The following is a 25,630-nucleotide window of genomic DNA, read 5'->3' on the forward strand; positions in this document are numbered from 1 at the left end:
ATGCCGACAGACGAAGACGTCTCACACCGCGCCGCCCGCGGCGACGCCGCAAACGCCATCGAGGTCCGAAACCTACGGCTGTCCGATCTGGACCAACTGGTGGACATGGAACGCGCCAAGTGGGACCACGAACAGGCCGCTACGGCGGAAGAACTGTTCGACCGCATCGAACAGCTGCCCGAACACTCCGCAGGGGCCTTCGCCCGGGACGAGAACAGGCTCCTCGCGTCGATGTTCGCTCGACCTGTCACGGGGGAAACGGTGCGCGCCGCGGACAACTGGAAGGCGTGCGCCTACGCACCGCTGCCCGCACGAGGCAGCACCGATTGCCTGTTCGGGGTGAGCCTGACCAGCATCAGCGCCGGCGCGGCGGAGGCTCTGTTCCGGTCCTTCCTGCCGCAGCTGGCGGACCTGGGCTATCGCCACCTGTACGGCGGATCGACCGTGCCCGGCCTCCGCGAATGGATCAAGGCCAATCCGGACGGCTCGCCCACCGCCTATGTGCGGGCGACGAACGACGACGGCACACCGCTGGACCGGCAGCTGCGCTACTACTACCTGAACGGCTTCACCACGATCGTCTCGATCAAACCCCATTACTTTCCCCACCCGCAGTCGCTGGACTACGGGGCCGTCATTCACCGGCGGCTGCGATAGCACCGCAGGCGAGCCGAGGGAGAGGTGAGAAATTGCTGCGGCTACGACCGGCGACAGCACCGCTGCGCGAATACATCGCCGCCAGGCAGCCCGGCTTGTTTCCCGGGCTCGCCGCCGACTGGCCGGCCGTGCACCGATGGGATTTCGGTTTTCTCGCAGGACTGCGCCCGAATATGCCCATCGAACTGGTTCGAGGAGACCGGGAGAGCGCCGCGACACATTTCACCGAGTCGACGCTGGGTACCTACATGGAGTCTCTCGCTCGCGACGACGCCGCCGCGGAGACCCTCTACCTCAAAGAATTCAACCTCGTGCGCAGGTTCCCCCAGCTCCGGGCCGATATATCCGCCCGAAAGGGGCTCTTCCCACCGCGGGTGGTCGCCCCACCTCCCGGAGTCTGGGTCGGTCCGGCAGGGGCGCGCACCGGCGCCCATTACGACCTGCTGGGAAATATCGCCATTGTGATTCGAGGGCACAAGCGTTTCCGCCTGGCGCCTCCCGGGTTCGTCGAGAAGGCCGACGCGTTGTCCACGAAATACGATCCGTGGGCCCGTCTGTCGGCCCTGCCCTTGACCGGGATACGCACCGAATCGGTGAATCCAGAGGAGCGCGTGTACGAAATCGACCTCGCGGCCGGTGACGTGCTGTACGTGCCCGAGCACTGGTGGCACGAGGTCCACAACCACTCGGCCAGCATCCTGCTGAGCGGATTCTTCGGCACCTACAAGCATGTCGCGCTGTGCGTCGCGCAGGTGGCGGCCCGGCACATTCTCCATCTCGCACACCTCGACCGCCGTACCGCGTGCACGTGCCATGAAACCGATGGCCGGTAGACAGCTGCTTTCCGACAAGGAGCACCGATGAGAGATTTCGAACTCGACGACCTGAGCAGACTGTACCGGGCATGTGAGGGAGCAGACGTCGACCTCACCGACAAGACACTCGACGAACCCTTCGCCGAGCTCGGACTGGACTCGCTGGCCACGATCGAATTGGCCGAGCGGATTCAGCGGGAATGGCACGTCCGCATCCCGATGCTGCTACCCAACGAAACAGTGGAGATTCTCCGAACCCCGCGGCTCGCACTCCAATACGTCAACAAGCTCCTCGCTGCCGCGCACGAACAACAGTAGAAGCGGAAGGAGTTCGTGGGCGATGCGATCGGTCGACGACGTGATCAATACCCTCTACCGCGGTCTGAGCGGCGAAATCAGCCTGCTGGACGACGTCATGGCACCCGGCTGGGGCGACGACCCACCCGGACCGGCGTCGGGACGTGCCGAGATCGAACGGCTCGTCGCCGCCGTCAATCTCGCCTTCTCGCATTTCACGATCGTCGTGCAGGCCATCGTCGACGGCCGGGGCGCGGACGGCAACGGAATGGTCGCCGTGCGGGGCGAGATGCGCGGCGTCCACGAGGGTGAGTGGCTCGGAATTCCCGCGACCGGAAAAGCCGCCCGGATCCGGATCCACGAATTCCACGAGATCGCCGACGGACTCGTCGTCCGGTCCTGGGGACTCGAGGATTGGTACGGCTGGCTCCGCCAGGTCGACGCGGCGGATCGGGACGTCTGGTGACGGCGCTCTCCCGCCCGATATCGACCGCGCCGGGCGCGCGGCCCGTGCTCGGTCACCTGTTGCCATTCCTGAAGCAGCCCTTCGCCTTTCTGGCCCAGCTCCCCGAACACGGTGATGCCGTGCGGATCCGGCTCGGTCCGAAGTCGGCTGTCGTGATCTGTGATCCCGGGCTGACCCGCAAGGTCCTGGTCGACGACCGGACCTTCGACAAGGGCGGTCTGTTTCTGGAACGGGAGCGGGAGTGGCTCGGCGACAGCGTCGCCACCTGTCCACACAGCGAGCACCGGCGCAAGCGCCGTCTGGCCCAGCCCGCCTTCCACACGCAACGGGTCGCCGGCTACGCGGACACCATGACCACGCACATCCGCTCCGTCGTCGACGGCTGGCAGTCCGGCCAGGTTCTCGACGTGTGCGCGGAGATGTTCACCATCACCTCCAGGGTGTTCGGCGCCACCATGTTCTCCAGTACCCTCCCGGCCGCGGTGCTGAACGAGGTGATCAGCGATCTCACCGCGACCTTCGACGGCACCTTTCGACGCACGCTGCTGCCCGAGCCGATCAGCCGGCTGCCGATACCGGGCACTCGACGCTACGACCAGGCGAATCGCCGGCTGCGCAGGACGATGAACGGGATCATCGCCGACCGGCGCGCGAGCGGCATCGACAACGGGGATCTGCTCTCGGCCCTGCTGACGGCCCACGATCGCGAGAACGGCCGCGCCGCCACGGCCGACGGCGAAGTCAGCGACGCCGTCGTGACGTTCTTCGTCGCGGGAACCGAGACCACGTCCTCGGCGTTGGCCTGGGTGCTGTATCTGCTCGCGCGGCACCCCGATATCGAGGCCCGGCTGCACGCCGAGCTCGACCGCGAGCTGTCGGGACGCCCGCCCGGCTACGGTGACGTCGAGCGGCTGGAATTGGCGAGCAGGATCGTCACCGAGACCCTGCGCCTGTACCCGCCCGCGTGGTTCTTCACCCGCGTCGTCACCGCCCGGGCCCAGCTCGGTCCCTACGAGCTGCCCGCCGGCTGCACCGTCGCCCTGAGTCCCTACCTCATCCACCGGCGGGCCGACCTCTACGACGAACCCGATCGTTTCGACCCCGACCGGTGGCTGCCCGAACGCCGGATGTCCTCGCCCACCGCGCATCTGCCCTTCGGCGGCGGCGCCCGCAAGTGCATCGGGGAGGCGTTCGGGATGACCGAGACCGTGCTGGCCCTGGCCGTCATCGCGAGCCGGTGGCGGTTGCAGACCATCCCCGGCGGCCGGCGTATCCACCCGCCGCTGTCGGTCTCCCTGGTGCCGGGCGGACTGCGGCTGCGCCTCGTCGACCGCAGGGCCGCTCGACAACGGCAGTCGTAGAGCCGATGTGAAGAAAGGGTTCCCGATGTTCGAGCTGACTCAGGCTGAACGAGAGTTGCTGCCGTCCGACGACGATGTCGAGTTCTATCAGGAGCACGGCTGGTTCATCGCACCACCGGTGTTCACCGACGAAGCGGTCGACGATGCGCTGGCCGCGCTGGAGGCCCATCACCGGCGCGAACGTGACTACGAACTTCCGGGCGCGATCGATGAACTGTACGACTGGGCGCCGGGAGCGGCGCAGCAGATCCGGTTCAACGACTATGTGGCGCTGACGAATCGGCGCTTGCGCGACTTCATGCTGCGCCCGGTGGTCGCGGCGATCGCCGCCCGGCTGGCCCGGACGAGCCAGATACGGCTGTGGCAGAGCAGCATCGTGTACAAGCAGCCGCAAGAGGGTGACGGCGACACCACGATCGGGTGGCACACCGATCGGGCCTACTGGCGCAGCTGCACCTCGACGAGCATGCTGACCGCCTGGATCGCGCTGCAGGACTGCGACGAATCCATGGGGCCGGTGATCATGCTGGACGGAAGTCATCGCTGGCCGGACACCCCGGAAATCCGTGCGGTCCGTTTCGGCCGGACGTTCTTCGGCGCCGATCCGGCGATGCTGGAGGACCGACTGGAGCACACCGGCATGCCGCTGCGGCGCGTCCCCCTCTTGCTACGCAAGGGGCAGATCAGCTTTCACAGCTGCCTGACGGTCCACGGCAGCGGACCCAATCTGAGTCAGCGGGCCAGAATCGGCGCCACCGTCGATATGCAAGACCGCCTGAACCGCTACCAACGGGTCTACGACCAGGCGGGCGAATTGCACACGACCGCCAACGACCGTATGTGCCGCAGGCTGCCGAACGGCGACATCGACTACAGCGATCCGACCATCTGTCCCGTGCTGTGGGACGACTGACGGCCGGCGACTGCCCGCAAGCACACCGTCGTGGAGAAGAGGTACCGTGTTCGAATTGTCTTCGGCCGAAGAGAAATTGCTGCCGACGGACAGCGATGTCGAGTTCTATCAGGAGCACGGCTGGTTCGTCACGCCGCGGTTGTTCACCGACGACGAGGTGGACGCCGCGTCGGCCGCCCTGGCCATGCACCAGAACGGTGAACGCGATCGGAAGCTACCCGTCGCACTGGACGAGATGGACGACTGGACCGTCGGCTCGGCACATCAGGTCCGGTTCAACGATCATGTCGCCCTGACCAGTGACCGGCTCGGCAGTTTCATGCTGCAACCGATCATCGGCGCCATCGCGGCCCGGCTGGCACGCAGCGATCAGATGAGGCTCTGGTTGAGCAGTTTGATCTACAAGCCCCCGCACACCGAAGTCACCCTCGAATGGCATGCCGACCGAGTGCATTGGCACAGCTGCACGTCCACGAACATGTTGTCCGCGTGGATCGCGCTACAGGACTGCGACGAGTCCATGGGGCCGGTGGTCATGATCGATGGGAGCCATCGCTGGCCGGACACCGAGCAGATCCGCGCGGTTCGCAACAACGACACCTTCTTCTGCGGGCCGGACCCGGCCAAGGCGGACAGCATGCTCGAGCACACCGGAATGCCGGTCCGTCGCGTTCCGCTCTTGTTACGCAAAGGGCAGGTGAGTTTCCACAGCTGTATGACGATCCACGGCAGCGGATCGAATCGGAGCGATCGTGCGCGGGTCGGGCTGATCGTGCACATGCAGGACGGCGCGAACCGGTATCAACGGGTGTACGACGAGACGGGGAAACTGCGGACGCACGTCAACGATCAGCTGTGCGGCAAGCTGGCCAACGGCGATGTCGACTACAGCGATCCCGAGATCTGCCCTGTGCTCTGGGAGACACCCGAACCCTCCGCACCCACGACCGGAGACCTGCGGACGTGACCTCCGCCGAGGTGCGCGTCCTCTTCGTCGTGACGATCGTGGACGGTGGGGTGGAGGCGGTCCTGGAGGTGCTCATCCGCGGACTGGCCGCGCGCGGTGTGCGATGCGGGGTGTACGCGCCACAGGGCGGCCCGGGCCGGGTAGGGCCGTTGTGTGCGCTGGGCGTGTGGATCGGGTCGCCCGTGCCGGTGGCGGCACGGCTCGCGCGAGGAGATTTCTCGGTGGTGCACGCGACGTCGGCGTGCCCCGCCGAACCGGGTCTCGGGTCGCTGCTGCGGTGGGCCGCGCTGTTCGCGCCGATGGTGGTGACCTCGCACGTCAGCACCCCGACCGAGGTGACCGAGGTGCGGTTCGACAGGTACACCGCGGTATCGGCCGAGGCGGCCGCGGCGTTGATCACGGGGACCGCCGCGTCGCCGGAGGTGATCGGCAATGCCCCGGACTCGGCGGTGTGCACGCCGGGGCCCGGCCGGGCCGGCCCGCGTCCGCAGCTGTTGTGGGTGGGGCGCGCGGTGGACACCGACTGGCCCTCCAAGGACATCCACGGGCTGTTGTACCTGGTCGCCTCCGGTGTCCTGGCGGAGTTCGACGTCGTGGTCATCGATTCCGACGACAACGCGCGCACACTGGGGTTGGACGACTGGCTGGCCGGACGGGTGGACTACCGGCCCGGCGTGTGCTCGAAGGCTGCGCTGGTGCGGTTGTATCGCGATGTGGCCGCCGGCGGGGGCGCGCTGATCTCGACCTCGCGTGCGGAGGGGATGCCGATGGTGGTGCTCGAGGCGATGGCCGCCGGCTGTCCGGTGATCGTGCCCGACAGCCCCGGCTTCGGCATGGTCGCCGATGGCGTCAACGGGCTGAAATACGCCCGCCGCGAAGCCTTCTCCGAGATTCCCCGATGTCTGCGTGAACTTCGCGACGAGCGGATCCGGGCGCGGATCGTCGCGGACGCGCTGTCGACGGTGGCCGGAGAAATTCATCCCGACCGTATGGTCGAAGCATATCTTCGGGTGTATCGATCACTGCCGCCGCGCTCGTTCGGTCATCGAGTCGCGGCGGCGCGGGAACTGGTTCGCGGACTGCTGCGGTTTCGGCGCCAGGGCGGCGGGGAAATGGCCCGATGAGCCGGGCCGCTCCCGCATTCCTGGTTGCGGGCTATCCTGCCCCCGGAATGTAGTCGGTGTGCGGGACAGCCATTTTCCACAGTGCGTCGCGTACGGCGATCGCGCGTCCGACTTCGATCGGATCTCGGGTCAGTCCGTAGCCCACGAAATCCTGATCGTCGAACAATGTCCAGGCGAGCGTGTCGTCGTCGATCAGGCACCACTCGTCGGTGGTGTAGTCGTCCGGCCGCACACGATGACGGGGAAGCCAGCGAATTTCCTCACCGTGTGCCTGATTGCGGTCGGTGACCGCGTGCAAGAAGCGGATGTAGTCGGTGAGTGGCTCGGTGACGACCCGGACACGCTGCATGGCCACGCCGCGCGCGGTGGTCGCGTCGCTCAGGTCCTCCCACTCTTTCCACAGCACCGGATAATCGTCCGGATCGAGGGGGGTCAGGCCGGCCAGATAGCGGCGCATCGGTTCGTGTTCGTCGCTCACGACGTGCTCGTCTTCCACTTCGAATTGAAAGGCGCGATACCGGGCTCGGCCGAACAGTGCGGCCAACGCGGCCCGAGGAAGATACAGCACGATCACTACCGCCCGTTCCCGTTGTCTGTCGATGAATTGCATCGTGCGGACAGGCTGTCCGCTACGCGCGTCATGAATTCCGCGCCGGTGGTCGGCCGATAATGTGCCCGGCGCCCCGGCAGCACGGTGAGAATCGCCGATTCATACGGATGCAGCGTGTACAGGACCGTGACCCGGGGCACGGCTCGCTGGGCGGGGTCGCGTGGCACGCTGACGCGATGGGTACAGGCCCGGAAACGGCCGTTGCTGACGTACCGCAGCCATTGCCCACTGATCACGATCAGTGCGTCGGTCGGGGTGCTGATCCTGCTCCACGTTTTGCTGCGTGGGTGATACACCTGTAGCCCCTCGACGGGACTGCCGAGCATCACACTGAGGAGTCCGTAGTCCTCGTGTGCGAGGACGCGGGCCGGCGAGCCGAGACCTTCGGCGGCGGCTCGGACGGGCGGGTAGTGGTTGATCCGCAGCACGTCGTTCGTGGGCAGGATCTTCTCGTCGTAGAGCGAGGGATCGACATCCAGGTACCGGAACAGTGCCCGGCCGAGTCGTGGTGTCAGCTCCTCGCACGCCTGCCAGAACCTTCGGAAGGTAACCTCGAATTTCTCGTCCGGCCAGCAGCCGACGGCCGCGTCCGCATCCTCCCCGGGGACCCGGAAAGCGGATCTGTCGAATTCCCATGCCTCTACCGCGTGTGGCAGCGAAGGCATACTCTCCTGGAGCGGCACATATCCTAGATAATAGGGTTCACCATAGGCGTGGTCCGTCGAGACGAAGGTCGATTTCCGCTGGTCGGGTACCGTTGTGAAAACGTCCAGTGCGTGCGCGTCGGCGGTCCGCAGCTCTTCGGCGCCGATACCGTGGTTGACCAGAATTGCGATCCCGGTGTCTTCCATGGCTGAGCCCAGGAGCTGGACGAAGCGCTCTTGCTCGGCCGCACCGCCGTTCAAGTCGGCCATGTCGCAGACCGGTGGCTGGAATTCGTCGTCGAATGTGTCGTCAAAGCTCTCGATGAGCGTGTACCCGGCGTAGTCGAGATCACCGGGTGCCACCGCGAAATCGAATACCGTATCGTCGGTTTCGTTGCTGCTCACGCCTTCACCCCTGTCGGACGACGATTGCCGAGCGAAAATACCTCGAATTGTGTCCGGCCGCCCGGATGCGCATTCGAGGCAGAGTTGGATCGTTCGAGATCGCTGATGCGAATTCCCGTCCGCTTCTCAGGTGAGGCGGACCTGTGCTGTTATCAACATCGCATCACGACAGCTGCACTGTCAATAGCCGTCGATCGCAACGATGTTCGCTCCCGCGGCCGAAGAGCTCCGTCGGACGTGCGCAGCGCTGCTTTCGGTCTTTCCGGAGAGTGGCGCGATCGTCAAGGCCTATGAACCGCTCGTCGGGAGTTTGCCTGTGGGACTGGCGATTTCGTCGTGAGGTGGCGAAGTCCTGTGTGACACTGGGGATTCGGAACATGCGCGACGACGGTAGACGGCGAAACCTCGAACGAATCAGATGTTGCCCGCGCGGACCTACGTATCGGCGCGCGGACAAGACTGCACTGGCGATCCACGATGGTGAAGGCGGGTTGCGATATGCGTACGACCGCGGACCGACGGACATTCCTGAAGGGCACGGCGCTCGTCGCCGCAACGCAAGCCCTCGGCATGTCGGCGCTGTTGTCGGCATGTTCGGGAGGAGCCGGGGGAACCGGACCGGTCGGTGACACCATCCGGTTCGGCTTCCTGGCCGACATGCAGGTCCCCGATCCGGACATCTTCTACGAGGGGGAGGGGCTGCAGGTCACCCTGAGCGTCTACGAAGGTCTGGTCGCCTACGAACCCGATTCGCCCGAGATCGGTCCGGGTCTGGCCGAGTCGTGGACGATCGCCGCGGACGGCCTCACCTACACCTTCATGTTGCGCACCGATGTCACCCACCACGACGGCACGCCGATGACGGCCGCCACGATCATCCAGAGTTTCGAACGGCGCGCCGCCGTCGGCCAGGCGCCGGCCTACCTGATCGCGGACGTGGCCTCGATGTCGGCACCCGACGACGCCACTCTCGTCATCGTGCTCGACCATCCGGTGGAGCCGTTCCTGGACTACCTCGCCTGCCCGTGGGGGCTCAAGGCGGTGAGCCCGGCCGCGGTGCGGACCCACGAGGTGAACGGCGATCTGGCCCAGGGCTGGCTGAGTACGCACGATGCGGGAACCGGGCCCTACCGGATCACGGAATTCGTGCCGAGCAGCCACTACACGCTGACCGCGTACGACGGCTACTGGGGAACGACACCGGAATTCACCACGCTGCGTATCGAGATCATCCCGGACGTCACGACGCAACGTCTGCTGCTCGAGCAGGGGCAGCTGGACATCATCACCAAGGGTCTGCCGATCGCCGCCGTCCAGGCGATGTCGGCGAACCCGGCACTGACCGTGACCGAACGGCCGACGGCGTTCAAGTCGTCGATCTTCCTGAACTGGAAGAAGGGCGCGTTCGCCGACACCGCGTTCCGGCGGGCGATGCGCAAGGCGATCGACGTGCCCGCGCTCATCGAGCCTGCCTACGGGTCGACAGTGTCGCGATCCACCCAGTTCTATCCCGCCGGAGTGTTGCCCGACGGTGCGGCGCCGGATGCGCCCGACCACGACGTGTCCGAACTGAAGGCACTGATCGCGAAGCTGCCGGACGGTGACAAACGGATCGACCTGGCCTACGACGAGGCCGGTGGTGCCACCGACGCCCGGGTCACCGAACTCCTCCAGACACAGCTGGCCGCGCTGGGGCTGGCCGCGACGGTGCGGGCGCTGCCGACCGCGCAGGTGTTCGCACTGCAGGCGATGCCGATCGACCGGCAACCGCACCTGCTGGTCCACGGCTCCGGCGGCGATGCGCTCAACGCCGACACCACGCTGCGGATCTTCTTCCGCACCGGCGCATCGCCCGTCAACTGGTTCAACTATGCGAATCCCGCTCTGGACGCCGTCATGGACGCCGGAAAACGATCCCGCGGCAAAGCCGAAGCCGAAAGACACTGGGTCGAGGGCGCCGAGATCGTGATCGGTCAGGCCTGGGTCCTCAATCTCTGCGACATCGACGATGTCATCGTGACCAGCTCCGGCATCGGCGAGATCGTCCACACGCTGCTCGGCACGGGGATGGTGCCGGTGAACCTGCTGCGGAAGGTGACGGCGAGGTGAAGGTCCTCCGCGACGAAGCGGCCGGTGGCGAAGACACCCACGGGCCCCGGGCACGGGTGAGCGACCTCGCGGTGACATTCCACGACCGGGGCGTGGCGGTGCGTGCCGTCCGGGGCGTGAGCATCGAGATCGCGGCCGGGGAGATCGTCGCCCTGGTGGGCGAATCCGGCTCCGGCAAGAGCGTTCTGGGGCTGAGCCTGCTCGGACTGCCGGTGGGGGAGCCGCCTGCCGTCGTCACCGGACGAGCGGAGGTCTGCGGCGTCGACATGGTCGCCGCCCCGCCCGCCGAGCGACGCAGGGTCCGGCGCGCCCATCTGGGTGCGGTGTTCCAGAATCCGATGACCTCGCTGAATCCGGCGATGCGCATCGGCGACCAGGTGCGGGAAGTCGCGGGTTCGACCGCGGAAGCGGAGCGGCTGCTCGAGCTGGTCGGCATCGCGCGGGCAGGCCGTCGGCTGCGGTCGTACCCGCACGAGCTGTCGGCGGGTCTGCGGCAACGGGTCATGATCGCGATCGCGGTCGCCGCGCGGCCGGACCTGATCATCGCCGACGAACCGACGTCGGCGCTGGATGTCACCGTGCAGGCGCAGATCCTGGCATTGCTGTCGGACCTGCGGTCGGCGCTCGGCTGCTCGGTGTTGCTCATCACCCATGACATCGGCGTCGCCGCGCAGGTCGCCGACCGGGTCGCGGTCATGTACGGGGGACGCCTCGTCGAGATCGGCGCCACGGCCGATGTGCTCTCCGCACCCGCGCACCCCTACACGGTCGGCCTCCTGGGTTCGCGACTCGATCTCGACCTGCCGCTGGGCCACCGCATTCCGGTGCTGACCGGGATGCCGCCGGATCCCCGGGATCCCGCACCCGGCTGTCCGTTCGCGCCGCGCTGCGCGCTGCGCACCGACGCCTGTGCGCAGTCGCTGATCCCCTTGTCGCCGGCCGCTACCCACGCAGGTCACGCGGCGTGCCTCCTTCCGCCCGAGGTCGACCGGGCGCAGAGACGCGAGCCGGCTCCCGCGTTTCCGCCCTTGCCCGCTGCGCCGGGCGCGGCACCCGCGGTGCGCTGCACCGCGGTCGGCAAGAGCTTCCGGCAGCGCACCGGTCCGACCAGGCGTTCGGTGCTGTCGGTCCTGCGCGACCTCGATCTGGAAGTCGGAACCGGCGAGGCCGTGGCGCTGGTCGGCGAATCCGGCTCGGGCAAATCCACACTGCTGCGGCTGATCGCGGGATTGGACGAGCCCGACAGCGGCGTCGTCGAGGTGGCGGGCTCGTCGACGCAGATGATCTTCCAAGACGTCAGCGCATCGCTGACCCCGTGGCTGACAGTCGGCCGCCAGGTCGGTGAACGGCTACCCCGGACGCTCGGACCGGCCGAGCGCCGCGCGCGGGTGATCGCAGCGCTCGAACGGGTGGGCCTCCCGGCGGCTGTCGCCGACCTGCGGGCCGACGGCCTGTCGACCGGGCAGCGTCAGCGCGTCGCGTTCGCGCGGGCGACCATCGTCGTTCCCTCGGTCCTGCTGTGTGACGAGCCGACGTCGGCCCTGGACGCACCGCTGGCGGCGTCGACATTGAATCTGATCCAGACGCTGCGGCGCGAATTCGGGTTGACGGTCGTGTTCGTGACCCATGATCTGGCCGCGGCGCGTTTCATCGCCGACCGTGTCGCGGTGATGTATCGCGGGGAGATCGTCGAGATCGGTCCCGCCGAACAGGTGGCCCGAGAGCCGTCGCACCCGTACAGCAAGTCGCTGGTAGCCGCGGTGCCGAAAGTCGGCAGCGCACCGGAACAGCTGCGCGGCACGACGAAGGTTCCGGCATCGGCGCCGTCGGCCGGCGCGGTCACGGTCGGTGCGCCGGTGGCGCTGCGTCGACGTGTGAAACCGGGCGAGATGATCACCCTGTGTGTGCTCGCGACGCTGATCGTCGTCACGCTCGGTGCCTCCTGGATCGCCCCCTACGACCCGGATCTCCCGGTCGGGCCCCCGACATCCCCACCGAGCCCGGCGCATTGGCTCGGCACCGACGAGGTCGGCCGCGACATCCTGAGCCGCGTCCTGATCGGCATGCGCGCCAGCTGGTGGGGCGCCCTCTGTGTGATCGGCTCCGGAATCGCCGTCGGCGGCACGATCGGGCTCGTCGCGGGTACCTTCGGCGGGATCGTCGACCGGATCCTGATGCGCGTCACCGATATCGTCATCGCCCTGCCCGCCGCGTTGCTCGCGATCGCCGTCGTCGCCGCGATCGGGCCGTCGTACGCGCATACGCTGGCGGCGACGGCGCTGGTCTGGTGGCCGCTGTACGCGCGAATCGTGCGAGGTGAGGTGACCCGGCTCCGATCGCTGCCCCACCTCGACGCCGCCCGTCTGTCCGGCGCGGGCCGCGTCGAACTCGGCCGGCTGCATCTGTTTCCCGGCGCCTGGCCGCCGACCATCATCGCGGCCGGCCTCGATGTCGGCGCCTTGATCCTGATGCTGTCCGGCCTGTCCTTCGTCGGACTCGGAGCTCCCGCGCCCGCACCCGAACTGGGCGCGATGTGCGCGCGGGGACTGCCCTACCTGCTCGACGCCTGGTGGGTACCGATCATGCCCGCGATCGGACTCTTCGTGCTCGCCACGATCGCGAACCTCGCCGGCGACGTCATCCGCGACCGTCTCACCGATCGCTGACGGCAGGGGAGCGACGTCGAATGCTCGCAGTCACAGCCCGGCGCGGCGGCGCGACGATCCTGGTTCTGCTCGCGCTCGTCGCGATCGTGTTCGTGCTCAGACAGGTCTCTCCGGTCGATCCCGCGCGAGCGTTCGCCGGTGACCGGGCCTCGGCCGAGGTCGTCGAGCGGACGCGCCACGAGCTCGGTCTCGATCGTCCGTTACCCGTGCAGTATGTCGACTATGTCGAACAGGCGGCCACCGGCGACTTCGGGCAGTCCGCGGTGACCCGCCGGCCGATCAGCTCCGATATCGCCGACTTCCTGCCCGCCACAGCGGAACTGGTCATCTGCGCGTTCCTGCTGGCGGTGCTGCTCGGGTTGTTGCTGGGCGTGGCGACCGCGCTGCGCTGGCCGGGGGCGGGTGCCCTCCGGCTCGTGATGATCGGTGGCTCGTCGATACCGGTATTCCTGGCTGCCCTCCTGGGAATCCTGGTGTTCTACAAGCAGTTCGGGGTGCTGCCCGCTCGCGGGCGCAGCTCCTACGCGGACGCGCCCGACGGGCCGACCGGATTCCTGCTCGTCGATTCGTTGCTCGCCGGGCGGCCGAGCGTCTTCCTCGATGCTGTCGAACACCTGATCCTGCCCGTCGTGTGCCTGTCGCTGGTCCCCGCGGTCGCCATCGGCCGGGCGCTGCGCAGCAGCCTGCAACACACCATGCGCTCGGACTTCGTGCGCACCGCCCGCGCCAAAGGCCTGACCGAACCGCGGATAGTCGCCGGACACGCGCTACGGAATTCGGTGACCTCGACGCTGTCGATCGCGGGCATGCAGGTCGCGGCCCTGTTCGGCGCCGACATCCTGCTGGAACTGATCTTCGCCTGGCCCGGCATCGGCCTCTACACCGCGCAAGCGGTCAAAGCCGCCGACTACACCACCATCGCCGGCATTACCCTGACGCTCGGCGCGATCTATGTGCTGACCAACTTCCTCGTCGACCTCGGCCAAGCCCTCGCCGATCCCCGGACCTCCGATGCCTGGGGTTAGCTGCCGTCGCCTCGACCATGCCGTCGTTGATGCGAATGGTGAAGGTGCGCTGCAGATCTGACGCGATGAGGCCGCGGTCGGCGATGATCAGCGCGCCGACGCCTCGTCGAGCGGTGAGCGCACGCGCGGCGCCGTGCGAAGGGGGTCGGCGCCATCGTCCGCCCGGCGCGCACCAGGATCGGGTCGTTCATCGCGCGCCGCAACCGGCTCAGCGCGCGGCTCGTGGCGGGGATCGACAGGTGCGGCCGCTCGGCGGCGCCGGTGACACTGTGGTCCTGCAGCAGCCCGTCGAACACTCGCAGCAGATTCGGATCGAGCTGATCGGCCATTGTTGCGTCGTACGCAAATTGTCATTGCCACAGTTGCGTGGCAAGAAGTATCCGCAGGCCAATAGCTTGCTTCCATGCGATGGGACGTGCTGACCCGAGCGGTTCTGCTAGGCGCGATGCGGGCGCCGGGTGGTGAAAGACGGTATTCGCGGCTGTCGTCGGTGAAGGGTTCGCCGGAGAAGCCGCCGCGCTGGTAGGTGGGCCGACGAGGGGGACTCGGTTCAGTGGCGTCGACGATGGACGTGTGTTCGCGCGAGGAGTTCGATCGTCACCGCGACCGCGCAAGCTTGCGAGAGCATCATCCCGATCAGGACCAGGATCTGCACGGCTCCGGCTTGCAGGGCCGACCCGCTCGTGAGCAGTACGCCGATGAAAGCGCCAGGGAGAGTGACCAACCCGACCGTGCGGGCCTGGTCCAGCCCTGGTATCAGAGCATCGACCGCGGTGTTGTCGAGGACCAGCAGGCGCGCGGCGCGGCCGGCGATCCCAGCCGCGCGAACCGGTGGACCAGAGCCGCGGCGACGACCATCGCCACGCACAGCGAGACCAGGCCGAGACCGGGATTGACGGCCATGATGTCTCCTCACCGCGCAGTCCGCGCGATCACACAGGTGGTCATACCCATGGTGACCAGCCTCGGTCACTCGCGGGCTTCGTCGGGTTCAGGCTGGCGTCAGCACCCGAACGCGCTCATCCGAGGGCGGTGAGCGGGCAATAGTTAGTTGCATAATGCAAGTAGTGTGTCTATGGTTGGTTAGCACAAGCAACTATTCGCAGGTGGGAGTCGGCATGGCAGTGTCACCCGATACGGCTCAGGGCCTGATCCGGGAGCTCTACTACATGGGCCGGGCGATCCGTGCCGCGCTCGCACACCCTGAGGAAGGGGACCTGCTGCCCGGCGGCGTCGGCGTGCTGGGTTCGCTCGAGGCCAGGGGACCGTCTCGGCAGGTGGATCTGGCGGCGGACCTGTGCATCAGCCAGTCGACGCTGAGCAGGCATGTCGCCGAGCTGGTGAACTCCGGCAATATCGCGCGCCATGCCGATCCCCTCGACGGCCGAGCCACCCTCATCAGTGTCACCGACCAGGGACGTGACCTGCTGCGGCGTGTCCGGGAGTCGCGGGCGCGGGGACTGCGCGAAGCGCTGGCCGAGTGGACCGAAGCCGAAGCCGAGCAGGCCACCGCGGTTGTCCAGAAGCTGAGGAATTCACTGGCGGCCGCTCCGCCCCACATCGCGGTGGGTGAGTGCCGACCGGTTTCGACAGAAAGTCAGGAAGTGGATGTCTAGTTCAGTCGAGACCCAGGCCCGGCCCGCCAGGGCCGCGATGACGCACCGTCAGGTCCTGGAGGCGATGACGGGCCTGCTGGCGGCGCTGTTCACCGCGCTGCTCAGCACCACGATCGTGTCGACCGCGCTGCCCACGATCATCGGCGACCTGGAGGGATCGCAGACCGCGTACGCCTGGGTCATCACCACGGCGCTGCTGGCCAATGCCGCGTCCACCCCGATCTGGGGCAAGTTCGCCGATCTGTTCAACAAGAAGCTGCTGGTGCAGTCGGCCATCGTCATCTTCGTCGTCGGTTCGGTGATCGCGGGCTTCGCGAGCACGGTGCCGATCCTGCTGGCGGCGCGGGTCGTGCAGGGCATCGGCATGGGCGGACTGACCGCACTCGTCGTCGCGATCATCGGCTCCATCGTCTCGCCGCGTGAACGCGGACGCTATTCCGGCTACATGGGCGCGGTGATGGCGGTGTCGATGTCGGGCGGACCCATCCTCGGCGGCGTCATCGTCGACAGCCCGCTCGGCTGGCGCTGGTGCTTCTTCGTGTGCGTGCCGCTGGCTGTGATCGCCCTGTTCCTGCTGCAGCGAACCCTGCGGCTGCCCACCGAACGCAAGGAGGGCGTGTCGATCGACTGGTTCGGCGCCGCCTTGCTGACCGCGGGTGTGTCGGTGTTGCTCATCTGGGTGTCGTTCGCCGGGAAGGCGGACTACTACGACTGGTTCTCCCGCGAATCCGCGCTGTATGTCGGTGCGGGTGTGCTGTTGCTGCTCGCGACCGTCGTGGTCGAATCGCGAGCCAAGTCACCGATCATCCCGCTGTCGATCGTCACCGAACGCACCACCGGTCTGGCGATCATCGCCTCGATCGCGGTCGGCGTCGGCATGTTCGGGTCGACCACCTTCCTGGGACAGTATTTCCAGACCGCGCGCGGCTACTCGCCGACCATGGCCGGCGTGCTGACCATCCCGCTGGTCATGGGCATGCTCGTCGCGTCGACCGGTTCGGGACAGCTGATCACCCGGTTCGGCAAGTGGAAGTCGTTCGTCGTCACCGGCGGCTTCCTGCTGGTGGTCGGATTCGGGCTGCTCTCGACGCTCGATCACGCCACCAACCTGTGGCTGGTGGGCATCTACATCGCCGTGGTGGGGCTCGGCGTCGGCATGCTGATGCAGAACCTCGTGCTGGCCGTGCAGAACACGGTGAGCGTGCACAATATCGGCGCCGCGTCCAGCAGTGTCGCGTTCTTCCGCACGTTCGGCGGCGCGATCGGCGTCTCGGTGCTGGGTTCGGTCCTGGCCTCCCGGGTGACCGAACTGTCGGCGCAAGGATTCGCCCAGCTCGGCTTGCCGAGCGGCGGTTCCGCCGGTGGCGGCAGCCTGAACCTCCATGCGCTGCCCGCACCGGTCGTCACGGTCGTGCGCGCCGCCTATGGTGATGCGACCGGACGGATCTTCCTCATCGCCGCGGGTGCCGCGGTCATCGCGCTCCTGGCCACCGCCCTGCTGCCGAACCGCCCGCTGCGCAACACGATCGACATCGATCCTGCCCTCGACCCGATGGCGAAAGAAGCTGCGTCACACGCTGATACGACCGATCCGCTCGACGCCGAACTGGCTGCCCTCGCGGAGTCGGACTGGGACGGGAAGCAGGTCTGGCGAGGCGCCGAGCGGGTGCTGTCCGAGGCCGAACCGATGCCGGCGGCAGTGGTCGGGCGACAGGCGACGGCCGAACAGAACGGTCATCGAGCGGCCACGATGGATGCGTCGTCGCGGAACGCGGTGCCGACCAGCGGATTGTCCGACACGGGCAGCGGCGTGGTGGACGGCCACGTCCGCCGCGAGGACGGTCAGCCGCTGCCGGGCGCGGTGCTGACATTGATCGATCACAACGGCCGTCAGGTCGCCCGGACGAGCAGCGCCGCCGACGGTGGTTACGCGATCAGCGCACCGACGCCGGGTGGCTACGTGTTGATCGTGTCGGCGATGGGACACCAGCCGACCGCCGTCAATGTGTCGGTCGGCGAGCGGCCCCAGCGAGTGGACCTGAGTCTGGCCGGCTCCGGTGAGCTGACAGGCGTCGTCCGTACCGCCGGCCACGGCACGCCGTTGCCGGGTGCCACCGTCACGGTGACCGACCCGCGTGGTGAGGTGATCGGGGCCGCTGTCACAGGTGGCGACGGTGCCTACGCGTGCCACGGCGTGGTCTCGGGCGTGTACACCTTGGTCGCGGCCGCGGAGCACAGGCGTCCCAGCGCGATCACCCTGACGGTGCCCGACAGCGGCGTGCTGCGCCAGGACATCGAGTTGTCCGCGATGGCGGTGCTCACCGGATCCGCGCTCGCCGACGACGGCCGAGGCGTGCCCGACGCACTGGTCAGCGTCCTGGACGCCGCGGGGGAGGTGACGGCGACGGCGCGCACCGACGAGAACGGCCGCTATGTCGTGGCCGATCTGCTCGAAGGGGAGTACACGGTGATCACCCGTGGCTACCCGCCCGTGACCGACCAGGTCAGCGTGTCCGGAGCCGAGGTCGCCCACGACGTGCGGCTCCGCTACGAGGCCGGGAACCACTGATGAGTGGGTTGACCGGTCGTGTCCGCACGGCGGAGGGCTGGCCGGTGCCGAACGCCGTGCTGACGGTGACGGATATGTCGGGCCGCCAGATCGCCCGCACGGAGGCCGACGAGACCGGAACGGTGCGCACCGAACCATTGCCCGCGGGGATGCACACCGCCGTGCTCACCGCTGTCGGGTTCGAGCCGGTCGCCCGGATCGCGCAGATCTCCGCGACGGGGAGCGGCGCGCTCGGCGAGGTGGTGCTGGCCCCGTCGGCCGCGACAGTGACCGCGCCGCCGCCGGGCACGTGGACGATCGATCCCGCACATTCGACGGTCATCGCCACCGCCCGTCACCTCGGCATCGCGAGCATCAAGGCTCGATTCGCGGAGGTGAGCGGGCGACTCGAGATCGCCGAGCCGTTCGAACGGTCCACGGGGCACGCCGAAATCAAGGCGGCGGCGATCGATACCGGTATCTCGATGCGTGACGACCATCTGCGCTCACCGGAATTCCTCGACGTCGACAGCTATCCGCTGATCACGTTCACCGGCCTCGGACTGCGCCGCACCGGCGCCGACACCTGGGTGATGCCCGGCGAGTTGACCCTGCACGGGCAGCGCCGCCCGATCGATCTCGCGGTGACCTACGGTGGCTTCGGGCAGGATCCGTGGGGTGGGGTGCGGGCGGCGTTCCACGCCGAAACATTGTTGCACCGCAACGATTTCGCGATCGATTACAACGCGGTGGTGCGCGCGGGAGTGGCTGCCGTCGGCACTACCGTCAAAATCGAACTCGACATCGAGGTCGTACAAGGCGAACAACTACCCGACAGGTAGCCCGACCCTGCCCGTCACCGTCGCGGCGGATCGATGTCCTCATCGATCCGGCCGCGCAGGTACCGGCACACCACGTCGACCGCTTGCCCCGCCTGCGCGAAGACCGTGACCTCGGTGAAGAAGCCGTGGAAAACCCCCGGGTACCTGGTCGACGACACGGGGACGCCCGCGTCGCGCAGCCGCTGGGCGTAGGCCTCGGCGTCGTCGCGGATCGGGTCGACCTCCGCGGTGATGACCAGCGCCGGCGGTAGACCGTGCAACGACGCCGCGCGCATCGGCGCCGCGAGCGGATCGCCCCCCGGGTGTCCGGCGCCGACGTACTGCTCCCAGAACCAGCGCCCCTCCGCGGCGCCGAGCAGCGGCGCGTCGGCGAAATCCGACCACGACGCACGGGTGAACGTGTCGTCGACGGCGGGATAGGCGAGCACCTGCGCCACCGGCAGAGCGCTGCCCTCGTCACGCCGGTACAGGCACAGGGCGGCGGCCAGATTGCCGCCGGCAGAGTCGCCGCCGATCGCGATCCGCGCCGGGTCGATGCCCAGTTCGGGTGCCGATCGGGTCAGCCACGCGTAGGCGTCGACGCAGTCTTCCAGTGCCGCCGGGTACGGGTTCTCCGGTGCCAGGCGGTACTCGAGGGAAACGACCGTCCAGCCGGATCCGGCGGCGATCGCGCGGCACAGCTCGTCGGCACCGTCCAGGGTGCCCAGGACGAAACCGCCGCCGTGGAGGTAGACCAGAGCGGGTGCGGCACTGTCGGGGGGCGTAGCGTCCGCGCGATACATGCGGGCCGCGATCGCGCCCGCTCGCGTCGAGATGGTCAACTGTTCGACTTGTTCCAGTCGCGTGATCGGCTCGGCGGACGGCGCCGAGTTCACCAGCGCGCGGGCCTGCTCGGGTCCCAGGTCGTACACGGGTTTCGGCAGGAGCTGGCTGATCAAGCCGGCCACGGCCGTGGCCTGGTCATCGAGTAGAGCCCGCCAGGCGGGCGCAGCGTCGTTCATGAGAATTCCTCGAAGCTCGTTGACAAGTAGTGATCTGTGCCTCACCATCATAGTCACGTGACCCAGACATTTGACTAAAAATTCACGTACCAGTTGGGATCCGCTGTCGACGGTGTACCGCGCACGCGATCTCGTCGAATCGAAAGGACAACATGATGACCGAAACGACGATCGGTCCCGCGACGCGCGGGGCTGACGCGGTCGGCGGGGTCGACATCCGGATCGAGGACGACGCCAGTCCGATCGTCCGGCTGATCGCCCGGACCGTCGCCGATTCCCTGCGCGCCGACAGCTCGCTCCTGCCCGCTGGGCTGGAAGGCGCGATCGCGATTCGCTCCCATGACACCCCGCAGTCCGCGACGATCACCCTCGCCGATGGTGCCATCTCGGTGTCGAGCGGCGTGTTCGTCGCGCCCGGCCTCGACGTGACCGTCGACCTGAACCAGTTCTTCGCCCCCGTCGGCGAGCCCCGCGGCTCCGCCGAATTGATCGCCGTGGCCACCGCGCTGCTGTCGCCGCCGCTGCCGGACTGGAAGGACGCCGCGGTGAGCTTCTGGGACAAGGCCCGAGCGGTCCCGGGCATCCCCGACGTGCTGGTCGCCGTCATCGAGGGCCCCGACGGTGTCGACCAGGTCATCGCGGGCGAGGGGGAGACCCACTACATCATCGCCGGCCCGGCGGATCTGCTGGCGGCCGTCTTCACCGGTGCGGTCGACCTGGTCGCCGCCCTGTCCACCGGCCTCATGGGCGTGCGTGGCACGCTCTCGCAGCTGTCCGTGCTGGTCGCAGCATCCTGGAAGGTTCGTTACGATGTCTGAAATCGCCACCACCGCAACGATTCTCGAACCCGGTGTGCACACCGTGCGGATCGAGTCGACCAACCATGACGGCTCCTTCCACGGCAAGAACGTCTCGCCGGCGAAGTTCACCACGTGCGCGGAATCGGGCTTCGCGATGGCCGATCTGCTCTTCGGCCTCGACCTCGGCAACGCGCCGACCCTCGGGTTCGCCTACCCCGCGTGGCGCGGTCATCTGGCCGATCTGCAGTTCCGGCCCGACCTGTCCACACTGGTGCAGTGGGCGCCCGGTGTGCAGTCGGTGATCGGCGACTACTGGCAGCCCGACGGCACCCCGATCGGCACCTGTCCGCGCAATCTCGCTCGCACGATGGTCGATCGGCTCGCCACGCGCGGCTACACCGCGACCATCGCGGTCGAGATCGAAGCCACCCTGTTCCAGGAGTCGGTCCACGTGGCCCGAGCGAAGGGGTATCGCGATCTCACGCCCCTCGGCGGCTCGGCGGGTACCGCCTACAACCTGGCGAAGTCGAAGGACTGGGTCGACTACATGTCGGCGGTCGCGCGGCGTCTCGAGGAGATCGGCATCGAGTGGGAGGCGTGGAGCGACGAGGACGCGGCCGGTCAGGTCGAACTCAATCTCGTTCCCGCCGACCCGATCTCGGTGTGCGACAACTGGGCTCGCGCCCGGCAGGTGATGCGCGAGGTGGCCTTCGAACTCGGCCACACCGTCACCTTCATGGCCAAGCCGACCGCAGGCTACGGCCAGGCCTCGCACGTGAACCTGTCGCTGCAGCGTGACGGCGTCAACGCCTTCTACGCCCCCGACGGGCCGTCGGACACGATGCGGCACGCGGTCGCGGGGCTGCTCGCGACGATGCGCGGCGCGACCTCGGTGATGCTGCCGCAGATCACGTCCTACCGTCGTCTGGTCGACCTGAGCGGGCCGCCGACCACGGTGACCTGGGGCATCGCGAACAAGACCACCGCGGTGCGCGCGGTCTGCGGTCATCCGAAGTATTCCCGCCTCGAGTACCGCGTGCCCGGTGCCGACGCGAACCTGTATCTCGCGGTGGCCACGATTCTGGGCGGCGTGATCGCCGGGATCGACGGCAATCTCGAACCGGCCGACCCGATCAGCGATATGGCCTGGTGCGCGCCCGACCTCGAGCGGCTGCCCGAGACCATCACCAAGGCGGCCGACGCACTCGAGGCCGACCTGATCCTGCGCGAGCAGCTCGGTGACGAGTTCGTCGACTACTGGGTCGGCACGCGTCGCTGGGAGTGGATGCAGTTCCACACCACCGGCGGTGACCCGTTCGCCGACCTGTCGGAGTGGGAGTCCACGCGCTACTTCGAGTTCCCGTGACCGCGCGCTCGGCCACCGCGAAGCCGCTGATCGGGCTGACGGGCAGGCGGTTCAGGATGGGGCTGATCCAGGGCAGTCACCCCGGATACAGCCGGCGTCTCACCGACGCCTTCTTCGCCGATTTCGCGGAGCGGATCGCGCGCGCGGGCGGCGTGCCGGTGATGCTGCCCTACGACGCGGATCCGGCGGCGCTGGGCGACTGGTTGTCCGGTGTGGTGATCACCGGTGGTCAGGACGTACATCCGAGCTGCTGGGGTGGGGACGAGTCGGTGGTCGGCGAGATCGATCCGGTCGCCGACCCTTCCGTGCACGATCCCCGCCGCGACGAGTTCGAGATCGCGTTGACCCGGGTCGCGCTGGAGCGGCAGATCCCGCTGCTCGGCGTGTGCCGCGGCATGCAGGTGCTCAACGTGACCCTCGGCGGCACGCTGATTCCCGACCTGCCGGTCGGGCCGATCAGGCACCTCATGCCGACGGGGCCGCTGTCGGACGGCGATCCGGAGCACCTCGTCACCTTCGACGCGGGGACGATCGCCCAGAAGGTGTTCGGCGATCGGCTGGTGACCAATTCGTGGCACCACCAGGCGGTCGACGTCTGCGGTGACGGGCTGGTGGTCACCGGCCGGACCGACGACGGTGTCACCGAGACCATCGAGCTCCCCGGGGCCCCGGTGCTCGGAGTGCAATGGCATCCCGAGTGGATGGAAGGCGACGACGGCGCCCTGCGCTGGCTCGTCGACGCGGCCGGCGAGCGCTGAGCAGGCGTGAACCACTGTGGCCGTCACCTTTTCGGTGACGGCCACAGTGCCGCTGCAGTCTCGGCGCGGTCAATCCACGCGCACCCAGGACACCAGTGACCGCATGTCCGGTTCGGGCGCGATGTCCGCCGGTGGGACCGCGGGTGCGGCGACCTCGCCGAGGTTGGCCGCCATCCACGCGTCGAGGACGCCGACGGTGAGCTCCAACTGTGCCCGTGCCGCCGCGTCGTCGGTGAACACCAGCCAGTTGAGGGCGAAGCCGTCGGACAGCGCGGATACCACGTAGATCAGCTGGTCGATCGTGTCCGAGTCGATCGGCCTGCCCGCGGCGGTCGTGGTGCCTTCGATGATCGTGCGCATGGTGGCGTAAGCCGCGTTGTACACGAGTTCGGCCTGCTCGCCCTCACGCTGACCCCAGCTGATCAGCTCGAGGATGGTCGCGCCGAAGTCCGGATTCTCCAGGTACCACCGGAGTACGCCGCGCAGCAGTCCCCGGGCCGTGCTCTGCACGTCGCTGTGGACATCGCTGCGGTTCAGCACGTCGCGGTACTCGCCTGCGAGGTATTCGAAGACCGCCGCGAACAGCACCTCCTTGGTGGCGAAGCAGTAGTGCAGCGTCGCCAGCGGAGCGTTCGCCTCCTCGGCGATGCGGCGCGTGGTGGCTCCGTCCACCCCATGGGCGGCGATCACGCGCACGGCCGCGGCCACCAGTTCGGCGCGACGTTCGGCGGCAGGGATGCGAGCCATGCGGCACTCCTTCGATCAGATCTGAACGGTTGATCAAGTCAACATCGACATTACCAGCTCGAACTGGCCCGAGGAGGCTGTCCGACGAGTCGAGTCGCAATTAGTGAGTCATGTGCCTTGATCAAATGACTCACTATCGCTACTGTGTATGGCAGGCCTCACATTCCTGGCGATCCGGGCCAATCGAGACATCCGTGCCGGCGTGCCTGCCCCGCCGGTATCGCAGCCCGGCGATCGCGGGTCGATCGACGACCTACCACCTGCTACCCCCGCGAAGAGGACGACATGACCCAAGTCGAATCGGTCCACCCCGAACGCGCGATCGCGCTCGGCCGGCTGGCCGCGGCGCCGCCGATCGACACCCTCGTCGGACTGCTGGCCGAGCAGGCCCTCCGTGCGCCCGACCGTGAATTCCTGCGGTTCGTGGACGGGTCCTGGACCTTCGCCGCGATCGACGACTGGACTTCACGGCTGGCCCGGCGACTGGCCACCGAGGACGGCGTGCGACCGGGGGACCGGGTCGCGATCATGTTGCCCAACGTCGTGCAGTGGCCGGTCGCCTGGCTGGCGATCCTCAAAGCGGGCGCGGTGACGGTTCCGGTGAACTCGTCGTATCAGCGGGCCGACCTGGAATTCGTCCTCCAGGATTCCGGTGCCCGGGTGCTGTTCACCGACTCCGAGCACGCCGCGCTGGTCGACGAAGTGCGCGCTGCGAACAACGAGCTGGCCGATGTCCGGATCGTCGCGGCCGCCTCACCCCGCGAGCTCGCGGCTCACCCGGCGGACCGCCCCGCGGTCGCCGTCACCGGCGAGACCCTCGCGAACCTCCAATACACCTCGGGGACAACCGGATTCCCCAAGGCCTGCATGCTGACCCACGACTACTGGACTCGATTGGGCTGGGTCTGCGCGAACGCGACCGGCCTCGGCCGCGACGACGTGGCACTCACCTCGCAGCCGTTCTCCTACATGGACCCGCAGTGGAACGCCGCGCTGTGCCTGACGATCGGAGCGCCGCTGGTGGTGCTTCCCCGGTTCTCTGCCTCCGGCTTCATGGCCGATGTCCGCAAGCACCGGGCCACGTTCTGCTACGTGCTCGGTTCGATGCCGACGCTGCTGTTCAAACAGCCGCCTACCTCGCAGGACCGGGCGAACGACCTGCGCATCGTGCTGTGCTCGGCCATCCCCGCCGCACTGCACGCGGAGCTCGAGCAGCGGTGGGGCGCGCCGTGGCGGGAGATCTTCGGGATGACCGAGAGCGGCGTCGACATGGTGAGCCTGCCCGAGAGCGCCGGTGACGTCGGCAGCGGACGGCTGGGTCAGCCGGTTCCCTCCAAGCAGATCCGAGTCGTCGACCCGGAAGGCCGCGAGGTCGCCGAGGGTGAGTCCGGCGAACTGATCACCTCGGGCAAGCCGATGATGCTCGGCTACTGGAACCGGCCGGAGGAAACCGCGCAGACGCTGCGTGACGGCTGGCTGCACACCGGCGACGTAGCGGTCCGTGAGGCCGGCAGCTACCGCTTGGTCGGCCGGATCAAGGACATGGTCCGCCGCGGCGGGGAGAACATCGCCAGCGCCGAGGTCGAACGGGCCCTCGAACGCGACGCCGTCGTCGTCGCGACCGCGGTCGTCGGCGTCCCCGACGACCTGTTCGGCGAAGAGGTCAAGGCCTTCGTGCAGCTGGCTCCCGGTGTCGAGGAGAGCCGCGAGACCGCCGAGCGGATCCTCGGCAACGCGCGAAACCAACTGGCGCGCTTCAAACTTCCGCGCTTCGTGGAATTCGTCGCCGACTTCCCGCGCACCCCGTCCGAACGGGTGTCCAAGCCCGCGCTGAAAGCCCGCGCGGCCGAACACCCCGGCACCACCTATGACCTGCAACCCCCGCGCGACTGA

24 protein-coding genes and 2 pseudogenes are annotated in these 25,630 nt (G+C 68.0%); 19 read left to right on the plus strand and 7 right to left on the minus strand.

From position 1 onward, the window contains the following. From EL493_RS32385 to EL493_RS17125, 8 genes are read left to right on the plus strand one after another with little or no spacing between them, the layout of a single operon-like run. Window positions 1-657, plus strand: a complete 657-nt coding sequence (locus tag EL493_RS32385) for a hypothetical protein (protein WP_019050609.1) — start codon at window positions 1-3, stop codon at window positions 655-657. Between the two features lie 32 nt (window positions 658-689). Next, window positions 690-1,490 carry a cupin-like domain-containing protein gene (locus EL493_RS17095; RefSeq protein ID WP_022565659.1) on the plus strand — a complete coding sequence of 267 codons (801 nt, stop codon included), beginning with the start codon at window positions 690-692 and terminating at the stop codon, window positions 1,488-1,490. Window positions 1,491-1,517: 27 nt separating this feature from the next. Next, window positions 1,518-1,790, plus strand: coding sequence for an acyl carrier protein (locus EL493_RS17100; RefSeq protein ID WP_019050611.1), 273 nt, complete (start codon window positions 1,518-1,520; stop codon window positions 1,788-1,790). 22 nt (window positions 1,791-1,812) lie between these two features. Continuing rightward, on the plus strand, window positions 1,813-2,235 hold the full coding sequence (locus EL493_RS17105; protein ID WP_019050612.1) for an ester cyclase: 423 nt from the start codon (window positions 1,813-1,815) through the stop codon (window positions 2,233-2,235). Beyond that, on the plus strand, window positions 2,232-3,596 hold the full coding sequence (locus EL493_RS17110; RefSeq protein WP_022565658.1) for a cytochrome P450: 1,365 nt from the start codon (window positions 2,232-2,234) through the stop codon (window positions 3,594-3,596). Before EL493_RS17105 ends, EL493_RS17110 begins: the two co-directional genes overlap by 4 nt. A 25-nt stretch (window positions 3,597-3,621) precedes the next feature. Beyond that, on the plus strand, window positions 3,622-4,509 hold the full coding sequence (locus EL493_RS17115; RefSeq protein WP_019050614.1) for a phytanoyl-CoA dioxygenase family protein: 888 nt from the start codon (window positions 3,622-3,624) through the stop codon (window positions 4,507-4,509). 46 nt (window positions 4,510-4,555) lie between these two features. Beyond that, on the plus strand, window positions 4,556-5,476 hold the full coding sequence (locus EL493_RS17120; protein WP_019050615.1) for a phytanoyl-CoA dioxygenase family protein: 921 nt from the start codon (window positions 4,556-4,558) through the stop codon (window positions 5,474-5,476). Beyond that, complete coding sequence (locus EL493_RS17125) at window positions 5,473-6,600, plus strand: glycosyltransferase family 4 protein (RefSeq protein ID WP_019050616.1); 1,128 nt, start codon at window positions 5,473-5,475, stop codon at window positions 6,598-6,600. The genes EL493_RS17120 and EL493_RS17125 overlap by 4 nt, the downstream gene beginning before the upstream one ends. A 31-nt stretch (window positions 6,601-6,631) precedes the next feature. On the opposite strand, the gene EL493_RS17130 is transcribed toward EL493_RS17125, so the two are convergent. Both EL493_RS17130 and EL493_RS17135 read right to left on the minus strand, forming a co-directional pair. Then, a complete protein-coding gene (locus EL493_RS17130) occupies window positions 6,632-7,210 on the minus strand; it encodes a DUF6879 family protein (protein ID WP_022565657.1) in 579 nt (192 codons plus the stop codon). Further along, window positions 7,174-8,259 (minus strand): 2OG-Fe(II) oxygenase family protein, encoded by a 1,086-nt coding sequence (locus tag EL493_RS17135; protein ID WP_019050618.1) that lies wholly within the window; start codon window positions 8,257-8,259, stop codon window positions 7,174-7,176. The genes EL493_RS17130 and EL493_RS17135 overlap by 37 nt, the downstream gene beginning before the upstream one ends. 498 nt (window positions 8,260-8,757) lie before the next feature. Between EL493_RS17135 and EL493_RS17140 the strand changes: the two genes are divergently transcribed. From EL493_RS17140 to EL493_RS17150, 3 genes are read left to right on the plus strand one after another with little or no spacing between them, the layout of a single operon-like run. After that, a complete protein-coding gene (locus tag EL493_RS17140; protein WP_022565656.1) occupies window positions 8,758-10,368 on the plus strand; it encodes an ABC transporter substrate-binding protein in 1,611 nt (536 codons plus the stop codon). After that, window positions 10,365-13,034, plus strand: coding sequence for an oligopeptide/dipeptide ABC transporter ATP-binding protein (locus EL493_RS17145; protein ID WP_019050620.1), 2,670 nt, complete (start codon window positions 10,365-10,367; stop codon window positions 13,032-13,034). The genes EL493_RS17140 and EL493_RS17145 overlap by 4 nt, the downstream gene beginning before the upstream one ends. Window positions 13,035-13,054: 20 nt before the next feature. After that, entirely contained in the window at window positions 13,055-14,059 is a 1,005-nt protein-coding gene (locus EL493_RS17150) for an ABC transporter permease (protein WP_019050621.1), read from the plus strand. On the opposite strand, the gene EL493_RS17155 is transcribed toward EL493_RS17150, so the two are convergent. From EL493_RS17155 to EL493_RS33170, 3 genes and pseudogenes are all read right to left on the minus strand, one after another. Then, window positions 14,056-14,388, minus strand: a complete 333-nt coding sequence (locus EL493_RS17155) for a LysR family transcriptional regulator (RefSeq protein ID WP_022565655.1) — start codon at window positions 14,386-14,388, stop codon at window positions 14,056-14,058. The two genes, EL493_RS17150 and EL493_RS17155, sit on opposite strands and share 4 nt — an antisense overlap. Before the next feature lie 221 nt (window positions 14,389-14,609). Then, window positions 14,610-14,876 (minus strand): annotated as a pseudogene (locus EL493_RS33165) (ABC transporter permease); the annotation flags it as partial. Continuing rightward, window positions 14,816-14,962 carry a hypothetical protein gene (locus tag EL493_RS33170; protein ID WP_019050623.1) on the minus strand — a complete coding sequence of 49 codons (147 nt, stop codon included), beginning with the start codon at window positions 14,960-14,962 and terminating at the stop codon, window positions 14,816-14,818. The pseudogene EL493_RS33165 and the gene EL493_RS33170, both read right to left, overlap by 61 nt. Before the next feature lie 215 nt (window positions 14,963-15,177). Between EL493_RS33170 and EL493_RS17165 the strand changes: the two genes are divergently transcribed. From EL493_RS17165 to EL493_RS17175, 4 genes and pseudogenes are all read left to right on the plus strand, one after another. Further along, window positions 15,178-15,675 (plus strand): MarR family winged helix-turn-helix transcriptional regulator, encoded by a 498-nt coding sequence (locus EL493_RS17165; RefSeq protein WP_019050624.1) that lies wholly within the window; start codon window positions 15,178-15,180, stop codon window positions 15,673-15,675. 37 nt (window positions 15,676-15,712) lie between these two features. After that, window positions 15,713-17,210 (plus strand): annotated as a pseudogene (locus EL493_RS33175) (MDR family MFS transporter); the annotation flags it as partial. A gap of 215 nt (window positions 17,211-17,425) precedes the next feature. Continuing rightward, window positions 17,426-18,244: an MSCRAMM family protein gene (locus EL493_RS33180; protein ID WP_232017331.1), complete on the plus strand. Its 819-nt coding sequence runs from the start codon at window positions 17,426-17,428 to the stop codon at window positions 18,242-18,244. Then, complete coding sequence (locus tag EL493_RS17175; RefSeq protein ID WP_022565652.1) at window positions 18,244-19,065, plus strand: YceI family protein; 822 nt, start codon at window positions 18,244-18,246, stop codon at window positions 19,063-19,065. Before EL493_RS33180 ends, EL493_RS17175 begins: the two co-directional genes overlap by 1 nt. Before the next feature lie 14 nt (window positions 19,066-19,079). Here EL493_RS17175 and EL493_RS17180 read toward each other — a convergent pair whose 3' ends face one another. Next, the gene (locus EL493_RS17180) at window positions 19,080-20,066 is read right to left on the minus strand and encodes an alpha/beta hydrolase (protein WP_022565651.1); all 987 of its coding nucleotides are present in this window, start codon (window positions 20,064-20,066) and stop codon (window positions 19,080-19,082) included. A 152-nt stretch (window positions 20,067-20,218) separates the two neighbouring features. Here EL493_RS17180 and EL493_RS17185 point away from each other — a divergent pair, with 152 nt between their 5' ends. Genes EL493_RS17185 through EL493_RS17195 form a run of 3 tightly spaced genes read left to right on the plus strand, consistent with a single transcriptional unit; the run spans window position 20,219 to window position 22,990 of the window. Further along, window positions 20,219-20,884, plus strand: a complete 666-nt coding sequence (locus tag EL493_RS17185; protein WP_232017241.1) for a hypothetical protein — start codon at window positions 20,219-20,221, stop codon at window positions 20,882-20,884. Further along, window positions 20,877-22,232, plus strand: coding sequence for a glutamine synthetase family protein (locus EL493_RS17190; protein ID WP_019050629.1), 1,356 nt, complete (start codon window positions 20,877-20,879; stop codon window positions 22,230-22,232). Before EL493_RS17185 ends, EL493_RS17190 begins: the two co-directional genes overlap by 8 nt. After that, complete coding sequence (locus tag EL493_RS17195; protein ID WP_019050630.1) at window positions 22,229-22,990, plus strand: gamma-glutamyl-gamma-aminobutyrate hydrolase family protein; 762 nt, start codon at window positions 22,229-22,231, stop codon at window positions 22,988-22,990. The genes EL493_RS17190 and EL493_RS17195 overlap by 4 nt, the downstream gene beginning before the upstream one ends. Window positions 22,991-23,059: 69 nt before the next feature. On the opposite strand, the gene EL493_RS17200 is transcribed toward EL493_RS17195, so the two are convergent. Further along, entirely contained in the window at window positions 23,060-23,737 is a 678-nt protein-coding gene (locus EL493_RS17200; protein WP_019050631.1) for a TetR/AcrR family transcriptional regulator, read from the minus strand. A 285-nt stretch (window positions 23,738-24,022) separates the two neighbouring features. Here EL493_RS17200 and EL493_RS17205 point away from each other — a divergent pair, with 285 nt between their 5' ends. Then, a complete protein-coding gene (locus EL493_RS17205) occupies window positions 24,023-25,630 on the plus strand; it encodes a class I adenylate-forming enzyme family protein (protein ID WP_030202994.1) in 1,608 nt (535 codons plus the stop codon).

This window comes from Nocardia asteroides (genome assembly GCF_900637185.1).
In the GTDB taxonomy this organism is placed as follows: Bacteria; Actinomycetota; Actinomycetes; order Mycobacteriales; family Mycobacteriaceae; genus Nocardia; species Nocardia asteroides.

Coding starts and splice junctions, on each gene's coding strand:
- EL493_RS33170 (WP_019050623.1), bottom strand. CDS start 14,962: ATGGCCGTCAATCCCGGTCTCGGCCTGGTCTCGCTGTGCGTGGCGATG.
- EL493_RS32385 (WP_019050609.1), top strand. CDS start 1: ATGCCGACAGACGAAGACGTCTCACACCGCGCCGCCCGCGGCGACGCC.
- EL493_RS17155 (WP_022565655.1), bottom strand. CDS start 14,388: ATGGCCGATCAGCTCGATCCGAATCTGCTGCGAGTGTTCGACGGGCTG.
- EL493_RS17115 (WP_019050614.1), top strand. CDS start 3,622: ATGTTCGAGCTGACTCAGGCTGAACGAGAGTTGCTGCCGTCCGACGAC.
- EL493_RS17175 (WP_022565652.1), top strand. CDS start 18,244: ATGAGTGGGTTGACCGGTCGTGTCCGCACGGCGGAGGGCTGGCCGGTG.
- EL493_RS17100 (WP_019050611.1), top strand. CDS start 1,518: ATGAGAGATTTCGAACTCGACGACCTGAGCAGACTGTACCGGGCATGT.
- EL493_RS17105 (WP_019050612.1), top strand. CDS start 1,813: ATGCGATCGGTCGACGACGTGATCAATACCCTCTACCGCGGTCTGAGC.
- EL493_RS17200 (WP_019050631.1), bottom strand. CDS start 23,737: ATGGCTCGCATCCCTGCCGCCGAACGTCGCGCCGAACTGGTGGCCGCG.
- EL493_RS17190 (WP_019050629.1), top strand. CDS start 20,877: ATGTCTGAAATCGCCACCACCGCAACGATTCTCGAACCCGGTGTGCAC.
- EL493_RS17165 (WP_019050624.1), top strand. CDS start 15,178: ATGGCAGTGTCACCCGATACGGCTCAGGGCCTGATCCGGGAGCTCTAC.
- EL493_RS17205 (WP_030202994.1), top strand. CDS start 24,023: ATGACCCAAGTCGAATCGGTCCACCCCGAACGCGCGATCGCGCTCGGC.
- EL493_RS17140 (WP_022565656.1), top strand. CDS start 8,758: ATGCGTACGACCGCGGACCGACGGACATTCCTGAAGGGCACGGCGCTC.
- EL493_RS17180 (WP_022565651.1), bottom strand. CDS start 20,066: ATGAACGACGCTGCGCCCGCCTGGCGGGCTCTACTCGATGACCAGGCC.
- EL493_RS17130 (WP_022565657.1), bottom strand. CDS start 7,210: ATGCAATTCATCGACAGACAACGGGAACGGGCGGTAGTGATCGTGCTG.
- EL493_RS17185 (WP_232017241.1), top strand. CDS start 20,219: ATGATGACCGAAACGACGATCGGTCCCGCGACGCGCGGGGCTGACGCG.
- EL493_RS17150 (WP_019050621.1), top strand. CDS start 13,055: ATGCTCGCAGTCACAGCCCGGCGCGGCGGCGCGACGATCCTGGTTCTG.
- EL493_RS33180 (WP_232017331.1), top strand. CDS start 17,426: ATGGATGCGTCGTCGCGGAACGCGGTGCCGACCAGCGGATTGTCCGAC.